Source organism: Kitasatospora sp. NPDC054795, assembly GCF_053611565.1.
The window spans coordinates 1-12507 of record NZ_JBSHAP010000197.1; the positions used below are offsets into that span (position 1 = coordinate 1).

The following is a 12507-nucleotide window of genomic DNA, read 5'->3' on the forward strand; positions in this document are numbered from 1 at the left end:
CAGCCGGCCAGCAGCGCGCGGGCGAGGGCGCGGTAGAAGGCCAGGACCCCGGCTTCCTTCGGGGACAGGTGGCCGCGCTCGGCGAACCGGGAGCCGGCCACCCGCTGGACGGCCTCCATCCCCAGCCGGTCCTCCCGGTTCACCACCGCGGCGCTGCGCGCGTTCTCCTCGCGGAGCGCGTCCAGGTCCTGGCCGTCGAGCGCGGCCGGATGCATCAGCACCCCGCCCCGGACCTCGATCCGGTCGATGGCGAGCGGGATCATGCTGATCCAGACCACCGAGTCCCCGAACGCCGCGAGGCTCGCGGAGGGGAACACCGCGCAGTTGTACATGGTGGCCCGTTGATCGGCGCTGAGCGGCAGCGCCGTGGACGCCAGCGGTTCCCGGAACGGGCTGAGCAGCCGGGTGACCCAGCGGGACTCGGTGCGCACCTCCATCGCTCCGCCGGGCGGGGTGATCAGCCCGACGGTCGTCGGGTGGAGCCCCATCGCGTGGTAGTTCTCGTGGGCGTTCTGCACCGCGATCTTCCAGTTGCACCGCCACACTTCGGTGAAGCCGGTGACCGGCGTCATCTCCGTCAGCCGGTAGGCGGCGAGTTCCTCGCCGATCCGGCCCAGGTGGGGTGCCAGGGGCTCGGCATCCGGGTCGGCGTTGACGAAGACGAAGCCCTGCCACTCCTCCACCGACGTGGGCGGGCGGCGAGCGCCCGTAGCGGACCTGGCACGCAGGACCCCGTCCTCCTCCCTGGTCACGGTGACGGGCCGGCCGGCGGGCGCGAGGGTCACCGACGCGCCCGCCTCGGCCAGGTCGCCGAGGTGACCGGCCAGCAGCCAGGACCGTCCGAAGACCCGTTCGCGTTCGGCCGCCCACAGCTCCGGCGACGTGAAGGCCGCCGGGGACAGGCTCACCTGGGGGGCGTCCTCGTCCAGGTACCGCCCCAGCTCCGCCACGATCTCCGTGAGCGTCATGCTGCTCCTTCTCCCTTCCGATGACGGGCCGTGAGCCGTTCGATGACGGTGACGGCCTCGTTCGGTGTCGGCATCTCCTGGATCTCCCGCCGCAGCCGTCGTGCGTGTTCGGCGAACGACGGCTCGTCGAGCACCCGCGCGACCGTCTCCCGGAAGCGGTCGCGGGTGAACGAACGCAGCGGCAGGGCGGCGAGGTTGCCCTGTTTCTCGTACTCCTCACCCATGGCCTCGGTGACCCACTCCCAGCCGGTGAGGAGGACCTGGGGCACGCCGTGGAATTCGGCGGTGGCCTTGGTCTGGTAGCCGGCGTGGTGCACGACGGCCGCACAGGTCGGCAGCAGGTCGTGCATCGGCACGTGGTCGACCACCCGCACGGTGCCCGGGAGCCGCGGCAGGTGGGCGCGCTGCCGTTCGGAGAGCGCGGCGACCACCTCGACGTCCAGGTCGGCCAGGGCGTCCAGCATGCCGGCGAGCACCGCGTCGAGGTCCCACAGGCCGTAGCCGCCGTCGATGCTCACCCCGAGGGCGAGGCAGACCCGGGGCCGCGCCGGCGGCTCACGCAGCCAACGGGGCACGACGGAGTGGCCGTTGTACGGGACGTAGCGCGCGGGGACGGTGGGCACGCCCAGGTCCTCGCGCAGACCGGCCGGGCGGGTGTCGACGGTCCACTGGCCGGTGAGCACCGACTCGTCGAAGCGGGCCGGCGCGCGCAGGCGCTCCAGGGTCCAGTCCAGCCATTCCGCCGTCGGGTCCTCGCGGTGTTCGGGCGGCTGCTCGGCCGCCAGTCGCAGGAACTCCCGACGGGTGCCCAGTTGCATGGCCAGCTCGGGGCCGGACACCACGCGGGCGTGGGCCGCCCCCACCGTGAGCGCGGCGACCGGACCGGCCAGGCACAGCGTCTCCCAGATGACCAGGTCCGGCTGCCAGTGCCGGGCGAAGGCCACCAGCTCGTCGATCAGCCGGTCGCAGTTCAGGCGGGAGTTCAGGGCAGGGACGATGACGCTCTCGTAGCCGAGCTGGTCCGCCCAGGTGTCCTGGCGGTCCGGCTCCCGCTGCTGGTCGGCGGTGCCGAAGTGGGCGATGGCCTCCTGGTGGAACGGCCCGAGGCCCTCGTACCACGGCGGGCAGTCGAGCGGGACGGCCGTGATCCCGGTCCGGGTGACGGTCTCCACCACGTCGGGGACGCAGGCGGCGCGGACCTCGTGCCCGGCGGTGCGCAGCGCCCACGCCAGCGGGGCGAGCAGCTGGAAGTGGCTGCCTTCCAGCGAGGCGAACAGGACCCTCATCGGCCGCCTCCGCCCGTCGCGGCCGCGGTGGCCCGGACCGGCACCCGGGCCGGTCCCCGGGTCAGCGGCGCCCGGGGGCGGCGCACCGCGGGCCCGGCGGGGCGCAGCTCGGCGTACCGGGCTGCGAAGGCGGCGAGGGTGCCCTCGGCCAGGGCCCGGCGGAACGGGGCGAGATCCTGGCCGTGGTCCTGGCCGTGCCCGTGACCGTCGCCGATCAGCACCGCCACCCGCTCGCCGGCGGCGATCCGTTCTCCGGCGATCGGCACCTCGGCGCGGGCCACCAGCGGAGCGATCCACACCGGCGGCCGTTCCCGCAGCGCGTCCGAGACCGTCGGGCCGACCGCGGCGGGCGGCAGCGGGAACCGGGCCCGGAGCAGGGTCCGGACGATCAGGTCGGCGCCGGTGCGGGCGGCGGCCACCACCGTCGCCGGTACCGGGGCGCCGGGGACCGCGGCCAGCAGGGAGCGGAGCGCGTCGGCGGCCGCGTGCAGGCGCCGCGTGGTGTCCAGCCGCTGGGGGCACACCGTCGCGTCCAGGGCGGTGCCGCAGGCCGTGACGGCCCGCGCGAACCGCTCGTGCTCGTCCGCGGGGATCCCGCACGCCTCGGCCAGGGCCGCCGCGACCAGCGGTTCGGCCACCTCGGTGACCAGGTCGAACTCCGGCCCCAGAGCATCCGGTAGGCGGACCCGGACGCCCTCAGGCGGGGGCACCGGCCCAGCCGGGGGCGGGCCGTCGCCGTCACCGGGCAGGACCGGCGCGGGCGCGAGGCGGGGGTCGGCGAGCAGCGCGGCGCCCATGGCCGGATCCCCCGTCACCCACGGGCCGGTGGCGGAGCGCCACAGCGGTCCGACGGCGCGGACGCGCTCGCGCAGCGGCCCCGGGTCCTCGTCCACGTCGCAGAGCAGCGCCGCGTACGGGTCGCCCTTCATCCGGTGCAGCCAGAGCAGTCCCTGCTCGTACTGGAGCCGCTCCCCGAGCCGGGCCGGCGCCGTGGTCACGAGGCGCCGCCGGGACCGGCTGCGATCAGCGGGAAGAGCTCGCCGTCGACCGGCGCGCCCGGCTCCAGGTGGGCCACCGGGTGGTCCTGCACCCCGGGGCGGTAGGTGGCGTCGGAGTCCATGTAGACGGCGGCGAAGGCGAGCCGGCGCTCGCCGTCGGTGTTGACGGCGGCCATGTGCACGGTGCGGAAGTCGTGGAAGACCACGTCGCCGACGCGCATCGGAACGGCCACCCGGGGGCTGAACGGGAACTCGGGCCAGACCTCCTCCATCGGCCGGTAGTCCTGGAACCCGGCCAGGTGGACCTGGCGGTGCTCCGCCGGGCGCCGGTGCGAGCCGGGCACGTAGACCAGACAGCCACGGGCGGCGGGCACGTCCACCAGCGGGATCCAGGCGGTCAGCGTCCGGGTGAGGCCCGCGAGCGGCAGGCCCGGCTCGTCGTCGTGGACCACGGTGGGCAGGTGGACCCGAGGCTCCTTCTTCAGCACGTCGGTGCCGTAGAGGCGCAGCGGCCCGCCGGCCAGGGACTCGGCGAGCCCGGTGACCGCGGGGTGCAGGGCGAGCCGGCGCAGGTCCGGGTGCTTGCGCCAGGCCGCCTCCACGTAGTGGACCTGGGCCTGCTCCTCGGAGGCGCCCCAGGTCTGCGGGCCCTCCTCGGCGAGGAGTCGGTCGGCGGCGGCTCGGAACACGGCCACCTCGTCGGCGGGGAGCACGGACGTGAAGTGGACGAAGCCCTGGTCCCGGTAGCGGCGCAGGGCCTCCTCGGTGGGCCGCCCGGCCTTCGTCAGATCGGTCGTTGTCTGTATCTGTTCGGCTTCCTGGATCGGGTGGGCGGAGGCAGGGATGGCGGGCCGGGCGTTCAGCCGAGCGACTCGGCGAGCCGGGCCACCGTCTCGGCGGGGGTGGGCATGGCGAGCAGTTCGGCCCGGACCTGCCGGGCGTTCTCGCGCAGGCGGTCGTCCCGGAGCAGGGCCCGGCACTCGGCCGCGCCGAGGGTGGTGGCCTCGGCCACGAGCCCGATGCCCCGGGCCGGCAGCAGATCGGCGCCGGTCTGCTGGTACGAACCGCGGGGGATGACGCACTGCGGGATCCCGGCGGCGGCCGCCGTCAACAGGGTCCCGCTGCCCCCGTGGTGGACGATCGCGGCACAGGTGTCCAGGAGCTGGTCGAGCGGGGCCCACTCGACCAGCCTGACGTTGGACGGGACATCGCTCAGGAGCGCCGGGTCGCCGCCGCCTAGCGTGACCACGAACTCGGCGTCCGCACCCCGGGCGGCCTTCAGGAACGGCTCCAGGATGGCGATGCCGCCCCACTGGGCCTCGATGGTGCCGAGGGTGACGGCGATCCGCGGCGCCCGCGGGCGTTCCGTCAACCAGCCGGGCAGCACGGCCCCGCCGTTGTAAGGCACGTGGCGCAGCAACCCGGCCCCGGGGGTGCGGCGGTCTTCGGGGAGGAGCGCGGTGAGGCTCGGCGGGAGGGTGGTGAGCGCGACCGTGGCCGTGGGTTCGCCGGTGACGCCGTGGCGCTCCCAGTGCGGTGCCGTCCCGGCGCGGAGCAGGGTGCGCAGCCGGGCGCCGCTGTCGTACGACCCGAGCCGGGGCTCGACCAGCGGCACGCCCAGCGCGGCGGCGACGAGCCGGCCGGCCGCCTGCAGGGGTGGCGCGACCACCAGGTCGGGTGACCAGTCGTGGGCCGCCGCGAGGACACCGTCCACCATGACCCCGGAGACTCGGGCGAAGAGCGTGGCGAGTTCGGCGTCGTCGGGGTCCTCCGCGAACATGGGGTGGTCCGTGGGAACGCCATCCCCGCTCTCCTGGGGCAGGTAGACCGGCAGGTAGTCCAGGTCCGGGGTGACGTCCACGACGTCGAACCCGGCCTCGGCCGCGGCGAGGCTGAGCCCTCCGGTGGCGTAGCGGACCCGGTGGCCCGCGGCGCGGAAGGCCTGGGCGAGGGGGATGGTCGGGAAGAGGTGGCCGAGGCCTGGGGAGGTCACGAACAGGACGCGCATGCTGCTCCCAGGTTGGGTGTCGGATCGGTCGTCGTCGGGCGCGGTGCGGGTGTCACGGGACCACCGGGGCGGTCCCGAGGAAGAGACCGCGGCCGGCGTGCGGACCGGGGACGTACGTGACGTCGAGGCCGGCCGCGCGGAACGCGGCCTCGTAGGTGGCGCGGGGGAACAGCGAGATGCGGTGGGTCTCGGTGAAGTGCCGGACGCCGGTGCGGGCGTCGGCCACCACGTAGTGCACGTCCATCCGGCAGGCGTCGCCCGCCCGTGCGGAGTGCGAGACCCTGGCGATGGTGCGCCCCGCCACGGTGGCGACATCCCCGGAGACGTATCCGTCGAGGTAGGTCTCGGGGAACCACCAGGGGTCGACGGCCACCACTCCCCCGGACGTCAGGTGCCGGGCGAAGGCGGCCAGGGCGGCGTGGAGTTCGGCCGGGTCGGTGGCGTAGCCGAGCGACCCGAACAGGCAGGTGATCACGTCGAAGCGGGTGTCGAGCCGGAAGTCGCGCAGGTCTCCGGTGTGGACGGGAACGTCGGGCAGCGCCCGGCGCGCGGCACGGACCATCGGCTCGGACAGTTCGAGACCGGCGACCCGGTCGAAGAGGCCGGCGAAGTGGCGCAGGTGCGCCCCGGTGCCGCAGGCCACGTCGAGCAGGGAGTCGGCGTCCGGCCGCAACGCGCGCACCCGCCGGGTGAGGTCGTGCGCCTCGGCCGCGTAGTCCTTGCCGCGGCTCTCGTGGATGAGGTCGTGGATCTCGGTGAGGTCAGCCCCGTACATGAACGGGATCGTCGGAAGCCGCGCTGGAGAAATCGCCCAGGGCGGATGGAGGCGGTGCGCGGCGGCGGCGGGGCCGGGTCCATCGCGATCCGACCGGTTCACGAGTGCGCGCGGCCACCCTCGGCCGGAACTGGACGAAGCCGGACCGAGGGGAGGGCCGACGTGGACATCGGGGAGATCACGGCGGAGCTGGAGCGGTATCTGGGGCCGGATGCCGAGGATCTGAGCCTGCCGCCGGCGGCGTTCACGTCGCCCGAGTTGTGGGAGGTGGAGCGGCAACTGGTGTTCGGTCGCTCCTGGGTGCTGGTCGCGCACGTGGACGAGCTGACGGAGACCGGGTCCTACGTGTCCCTGTCAGTGGCGGGCGAGCCGGTGGTCGTGGTGCGTGGCGAGGACGGCTCGCTGTACGGGCTCTCGCCGGTGTGCCGGCACCGGCTGATGCCGGTGGTGGAGGAGGGCGCGGGGCGGACCGACGCCTTCACGTGCCCCTATCACCTGTGGCGCTACGCTCTGGACGGCCGCCTGGTCGGTGCCACCCACATGAAGCGCAATCCGGCCTTCGACCCGTCCACGTGCCGGCTGCCCGCCTTCGCGGTGGAGGAATGGCAGGGGTTCGTCTTCGTCAACCTGGACGCCTCGGCCGAGCCGCTGGGGCCCCATCTGCGGCGAATCGGCGAGGACCTGGTCAACTACCGGCTGCCGGAGCTGACCCAGGTGGCCGGCTGGACCGAGGAATGGCACTGCAACTGGAAGATCGCCGTCGAGAACGCGCATGAGAACTACCACGTCATGGGCTTCCACCCGGAGACCCTGCAACCGACCACGCCCGGGGGCGCGCGGACCACGGTCCGCGCGGACTCGCCGTGGGCCGACAGCATGCGGGTGCGCTACGCGGAGCCGCTGGAGCCGGTGGTCCTCGACCTCACCGAGGAGGAACGCGCGCACCTGTACGGCTTCTTCGTCTTCCCCTCGGGCAGTCTGGCCGCCTCCGGTGACATGGTGATCTGGCTCAGCCTCCTTCCGACTTCCATCGACCGCACCCTGGTACGGGGCGGGGTGCTGATGCCCTCCGCCCTGCTCGACGGCCAGGACCGCGAGGCCGTGCGGAAGGAAGCGGAGGCGTACGCCTCCCGGATCAACGGCGAGGACCGACACGGCCTGGAGGCAGTCCAACGAGGCGCCGCCTCGCGCTTCGCCGAGCGCGGCCACCTCTCCCCCAAGGAGCCCGGTGTCCTGCTCTTCTACCGCAGCCTGGCCCGCGCCCTGCTGCGTGACGACGCCGACTGGCCCGGCAAACTCTGCCCGCCCCCGGAGAGCGTGGCCCCGTCCCTCCCGCCCCGTCCGTGAAGGCAGGAAGGCCGCAGCCCTGCGGGCAGTCCCACCGGGGAAGACCTGTGTCGTAGTCGAGGACTTGAAATCTTCCCGGTTTGCGGATCGTAGCCGTAGTCGACGTGCACGAGTCTCGTCGGTCACGACGACTTGTCGGGCTTCTGAGCCGCGACCAACAACGACGGATCACGGTGCAGTTGTGCATGGTCCCGGTTGTGGGGCCGTGAGAGGTCAGCCTGCGGCGAGGGCCATCTCGAGGTCGGCCCGCGAGAAGGTGCTCATTGTGTTCTCCGGCGCGTTGCGGGCGAGCTGGAACCTGCACCAGGTGCGAGACCTTGCCCACGTCCCCGTGGGTGTCGGAGACACGCGAACCCACCACCGCCCGAACCGGCAGCAACGCTGTCACGCTGCTCACAGGAGGTCCCCTACGGCCCAGGCCGGCATTCACCCTCGAACACCCCACACTCGAACGGGTGGACCTTTTTCGAAAAGGGGTCGTTCCGCTGGAGGATCGACTATCTGGTGGCCAGTCGGAAACTCGCGGACACCGCCGTCAAGGCCTACGTCGAGCGCGCAGCCTCCCACGCAGAGCACTGGAGCGACCACGCACCGGTGACGGCCGTCTTCGACCTCGACCAACTCCATTAATTATTTGCGAAGTTCGGGCAGCTGGCTTCGGCTGCTGCGGTCGTCGCGCGACCCGCCGGGAGCGATGACCGCAGCTGCTATGGCCCGCGAATGGGGCTACGCGGTGATCGCCATTCTCTGAGTGGAAGTCAGTTTCTTTTCCGGGAACGCGTCGGTTTGTAAAAGTCACGATCGGGCGGCCAGCGTACGCACAGACCTTCGCAGAGCCGTGCCCCCCCGAAGGCCAAGTGCGCTCTCATCATGGGAGTGATCAAGGGCCTCAGGAGCTCCCTGCGAGCCCCTGCCTTCCTACTTCGACCCGCCGGTGATGGGCGCACGCTTCGTCCAGGACCGCATCGTGGCGGAGGGCGAGGAGGTCTGGCCCCGCTCGAAGCCGGGGCCCAGGTCTGCGTCTGCGGCGACGGCGCCCGCTTTGCCCCGACGTACGGGCCGCGTTCCGCGCCCTCCACCTGAGCCACACCCCCGACGCACGGGAGGAAGACGCCAAGACTCGGCTCCAGTCACTGAACTACGCCGGCCGATAAGTCCAGGACGTGTCCGCCGCTCGCCGAGGTACGAGGCGCCGGCGCACGGTGACTTCGGCGGGGAGGTGAGTGCGGGGGCGGTCGGCCGGGGACTTGTCGGTGGGACTCGCTAACGTTCCTCTCCTGATCATCAGTGCGAGGAGAGGGGCGGGGCTGTGCGGCGCTGGGAGTTCGTCGAGGGCGGCTCGGACAAGTTCTGGGAGGCCGCGGTCGACGGTGCCGCGGTGACCGTACGGTACGGGCGGTCCGGTACGAACGGGCGGGAGCAGGTCAAGGCGTTCCCGACCGTGGAGGAGGCGCAGGCGCACTTCGCCAAGGTGGTCGCCGAGAAGGAGCGCAAGGGCTACCGCGAGATCGGTGCGGGGGCGGGTACGGAGCCGGGTGCGGCGACGGATCCGGTGCCCGTGGCGCAGCCCGGCGTGTCCGCACCCACGGCCGAGGCCGCCGGTCCCGAGGACGAGGACGTCTTCGTCATGCCGGACGCCTGGCGTCGGGCCCTGATCCCGCGCCGGGGCGGCATTCCCCGGAAGCCGTCCGCGCCGGGGAAGGGCCCGGTGACCTCGTACCGCGACGGGCTGCGGCAGATGGGGGACTGGCTGGAGCAGACGCTCGCCTCGGAGCGCAGTGACCCGGAGCTGGTCGCGGCCGCCCGCGCCCACCAGTCCGGCAGCCGGGACCCGGTCGGTGCGGCGGTGCTCGCCGCCGTGTTCTCGTATCCCGGCAACAACGGGCTCCGCGTGGCCGTGGACGCCTGGGTGGCGGAGTTCGGCCTGCCGTTCGCGGCCAGGGCCACCGTCGAGCTGTTCACGACGGCCGTCGAGACCGACTGGATCCACCAGAGGTCCGTCCACCCCCGTGTCCGGCGCGGGGCCAACCAGAGGCACGGCGCGTACCGCCCCGCCGCGGACCGGGTCCGGTCGCTGCTGGCGGCGTGCGACGAGGAGACCCACCGCGCGGCGGTCGAGGCCCTGGCGGACTGCCGGAACAATCTGACCCGCCTGGTGGTGGCGGCGTACCTGGCGCCGTCCGAGACCGCCTGGGTCGAGGAGTGTGTCGCGTCGGGCTCCCGACTGGCCGTCGTCGAGTGGTCGATGCTGCTGTGCTCGCTCTCCTCGGCGGAACCGCTGGAGAAGCTCCCCCCGCTGCCGAGCCTGGGCTATGACGGATGGTCCACCGAGATCATCGCGACCGTGGCGGAGGGCCTCGGCGGCGACGTGGCACCGGTGATGCTGCACGACCTGACCACCAGCTACCACCACAAGGACGGCAAGAAGCGGATCCTGGAGGCGCTCGCCGAGCTCCCCTCCGACGAGGGCTTCCGGGGGTTGCTGGCCCAGCAGGACGGCATCAAGTCCACCCGCGCCGCCCTCCTGGCCGGTCTCCGCCGGTTCCCCCGGCGTGCCGTGCGCCTGCTCGCCGAGGCCGCAGTGGCCTCCACCGACCCGGCCACGCAGCAGCTCGCCCGGCAGCTCCTCACCGGCCACGTCGCGGTCCACCGCGCGACCGCGCTCGAACTGCTGCCGGAGCTGACGCCGGAGCAGGCGGCCCTGGTAGAGCCGCTCACCGACCTCGGCGAGCGGGTGCCGGAGGTCGGCCCCGACTCGCTGCCGGAGCTGTTCACCAGCCCGCCGTGGACGCGGCCGCGCTCCGCCGGCAAGCCCCGCGTGCTGACCGGCCTCGCCGTGCCGCAGGAACCGCAGATGCGGTGGCTGCCGGGTGAGCACGAGGCGTGGGCGGCGACCTCGGAGTCCTGGTACACGAGCTGGTCGGACGAGGACTGGCAGCGGGTCGCGGCCACGATCCGGGCCAGGATCGGGCAGCCCGAGGACGCGCGGCTGCGCGGCGGACAGCACGCCGAGCTCGCACTGTTCGCCTACGGCGACGAGGAGTTGGCCCGGCCCCTGCTCGCGCAGTGGCGTGCCGGTGAGCGCATCTGGCACTCCGGGGACTCCCTGCGCCGGGTCGCCGCCCGCTTCGGGACGGACGCCGTCGAACCGATCCGGGCCGCCGCGGTGGGGAACCCGGCCACGCACGCGCCCCTGCTCCTTCCGTACCTGGACGCCCGGGTGGCCGAGACCATGACGGACTGGCTGGTGCGCCTCAAGTCGGCCGGGAGCACCGCGCGTTCCTGGTTCGTCCGGCACGGCGTGGACGCGGCCCGGCTGCTGGTGCCCGCCGCACTCGGGAAGGCCGGGGCGGCCCGGCTCGGCGCCGAGCAGGCCCTGCGAGTGATCGCCGGGGCGCACGGCGCGGCGGCGGTGCGCGCGGTGGCCGCCGAGTTCGGGCCGAAGGCGGAGGAGGCCATGGGCACGCTGCTGTCGGCCGACCCGCTGGTGACCGCGCTCCCGGCGAAGCTGCCCCCGCCCTGCGACTGGGCGGAGCCGGTGATGCTGCCGCAGCTGCTGCTGCGCGGCGGCGAGGGCGCCCTGCCTGCCGAGGCGGTGCGGCACGTGCTCACCATGCTCGCGATGTCCGCGCCCGGGGCGTTCTACCCGGGCCTCGACGAGGCGGCCCGGCTGTGCGAGCCGCGGTCGTTGACGGAGTTCTGCTGGGCGGTGTTCGAGCAGTGGCGGCTGGCCGGTATGCCGGCCCAGGACGGCTGGGCGCTGCACGTGCTCGGCCGCTTCGGTGACGACGGGACGGTCCGCCGGCTGACGCCGGTGCTCCGCGCCTGGCCGGGCGAGGGGGCGCACCACCGGGCGGTGGACGGCCTGGAGGTGCTGGCCGCGATCGGCAGCGACGTCGCCCTCCTCCACCTGCACGGCATCGCGCAGCGGGTGAAGTTCAAGGCGCTCAAGACCCGCGCCCAGGAGAAGATCGCCGAGGTGGCGGCCGGTCTGGGCCTGACCGGGGAGCAGCTGTCGGACCGTCTGGTGCCGGACTTCGGGCTGGACGCCGACGGCACCACCGTCGTCGACTACGGCAGCCGGACGTTCACGGTCGGCTTCGACGAACAGCTCAAGCCGTACGTGCTGGACGCGGACGGCACCCGCCGCAAGGACCTGCCGGTCCCCGGGGTGCGGGACGACGCCGAGCTGGCGCCTGCCGAGCGCAAGCGCTTCGCCGCGCTGAAGAAGGACGTCCGCACGGTGGCGGGGGACCAGATCCGGCGCCTGGAGGACGCGATGGTCACCCGGCGGTCGTGGACGGCGGAGGAGTTCGATCAGCTCTTCGTCGGGCATCCGCTGCTGTGGCACCTGGTGCGCCGGCTGGTGTGGCTGGCCGAGGCGGACGGCGCCACGACGGCGTTCCGGGTCGCCGAGGACCGCACCCTGGCGGACGTCGCGGACGAGGTGTTCGTGCTGCCCGCCGGGGCCACCGTCCGGCTGGCCCACCCGCTGCTGCTCGGTGCGGAACTCGCGGCGTGGTCGGAGCTGTTCGCCGACTACGAGATCCTGCAGCCGTTCCGTCAGCTCGGCCGCCCGGTGTACGCGCTGAGCGACGAGGAGCGGGCAGGTCACCGCCTGACCCGCTTCGAGAACGGTCCGGTGCTGCCCACCACCCGGCTGGTCGGCATGGAACGGCGCGGCTGGCAGCGCGGCGAGCCCGAGGACAACGGCGTCGAGCGCTGGCTGTCCCGCCGGGTCGGGCCCGACCTCTACGTGGTGATCGCCCCGGAGCACGGCATCGCGGTCGGCATGCACGACGTGTATCCCGAGCAGCAGGTGGAGACGGTGTGGCTCGACAGGCGCCCGGGAGACTACTGGACCCACAACCGCACCTTCCCGACCTTCGCCGAGCTCGACCCGGTGATGGCCTCCGAGGTGATCGCCGACCTCACCGAGCTGACCACTCTGTGACCCCTCGCCACCTCACCGACGACCGCCCGGGAAAGGCCGCAGTGACCACGAACACCGCCGAGGAGGAGCTCCACTTTGAAGTTCCCCCGCTGAACTGGACAGCTGTTGCTTACGCTGCGGGGGTGAAGTCGTGCTGCAGTCTGGCCCGGGTTTCGAGTGGGGTGAGGTACC

Annotated in this window: 8 protein-coding genes and 1 pseudogene; 3 read left to right on the plus strand and 6 right to left on the minus strand. The window is 73.4% G+C overall.

Translation table 11 applies throughout. The features are described from left to right. From ACWGJO_RS39040 to ACWGJO_RS39065, 6 genes are all read right to left on the minus strand, one after another. On the minus strand, positions 1-968 hold a 968-nt coding region (locus ACWGJO_RS39040; RefSeq protein ID WP_452190382.1), incomplete at its 3' end, for an SRPBCC family protein. Beyond that, positions 965-2254 (minus strand): activator-dependent family glycosyltransferase, encoded by a 1290-nt coding sequence (locus ACWGJO_RS39045; protein ID WP_452190383.1) that lies wholly within the window; start codon positions 2252-2254, stop codon positions 965-967. The genes ACWGJO_RS39045 and ACWGJO_RS39040, both read right to left, overlap by 4 nt. Further along, positions 2251-3252: a hypothetical protein gene (locus ACWGJO_RS39050; protein WP_452190385.1), complete on the minus strand. Its 1002-nt coding sequence runs from the start codon at positions 3250-3252 to the stop codon at positions 2251-2253. The genes ACWGJO_RS39045 and ACWGJO_RS39050 overlap by 4 nt, the downstream gene beginning before the upstream one ends. Next, complete coding sequence (locus tag ACWGJO_RS39055) at positions 3249-4115, minus strand: phytanoyl-CoA dioxygenase family protein (RefSeq protein WP_452190391.1); 867 nt, start codon at positions 4113-4115, stop codon at positions 3249-3251. The genes ACWGJO_RS39050 and ACWGJO_RS39055 overlap by 4 nt, the downstream gene beginning before the upstream one ends. Next, a complete protein-coding gene (locus tag ACWGJO_RS39060) occupies positions 4112-5260 on the minus strand; it encodes a nucleotide disphospho-sugar-binding domain-containing protein (RefSeq protein WP_452190387.1) in 1149 nt (382 codons plus the stop codon). The genes ACWGJO_RS39055 and ACWGJO_RS39060 overlap by 4 nt, the downstream gene beginning before the upstream one ends. Before the next feature lie 52 nt (positions 5261-5312). After that, the gene (locus ACWGJO_RS39065) at positions 5313-6035 is read right to left on the minus strand and encodes a class I SAM-dependent methyltransferase (protein ID WP_449807796.1); all 723 of its coding nucleotides are present in this window, start codon (positions 6033-6035) and stop codon (positions 5313-5315) included. Positions 6036-6197: 162 nt separating this feature from the next. Between ACWGJO_RS39065 and ACWGJO_RS39070 the strand changes: the two genes are divergently transcribed. From ACWGJO_RS39070 to ACWGJO_RS39080, 3 genes and pseudogenes are all read left to right on the plus strand, one after another. Continuing rightward, on the plus strand, positions 6198-7382 hold the full coding sequence (locus tag ACWGJO_RS39070) for an aromatic ring-hydroxylating oxygenase subunit alpha (protein ID WP_452190388.1): 1185 nt from the start codon (positions 6198-6200) through the stop codon (positions 7380-7382). A 486-nt stretch (positions 7383-7868) separates the two neighbouring features. After that, positions 7869-8012: pseudogene (locus tag ACWGJO_RS39075) on the plus strand (exodeoxyribonuclease III); the annotation flags it as partial. A 679-nt stretch (positions 8013-8691) separates the two neighbouring features. After that, positions 8692-12336, plus strand: a complete 3645-nt coding sequence (locus ACWGJO_RS39080) for a WGR and DUF4132 domain-containing protein (RefSeq protein WP_452190390.1) — start codon at positions 8692-8694, stop codon at positions 12334-12336. Positions 12337-12507 lie beyond the last annotated feature (171 nt).

Bases quoted from the DNA above. Each gene is read 5' to 3' on its own strand.
- ACWGJO_RS39065 (WP_449807796.1), bottom strand. From the start codon at position 6,035: ATGTACGGGGCTGACCTCACCGAGATCCACGACCTCATCCACGAGAGC.
- ACWGJO_RS39060 (WP_452190387.1), bottom strand. From the start codon at position 5,260: ATGCGCGTCCTGTTCGTGACCTCCCCAGGCCTCGGCCACCTCTTCCCG.
- ACWGJO_RS39045 (WP_452190383.1), bottom strand. From the start codon at position 2,254: ATGAGGGTCCTGTTCGCCTCGCTGGAAGGCAGCCACTTCCAGCTGCTC.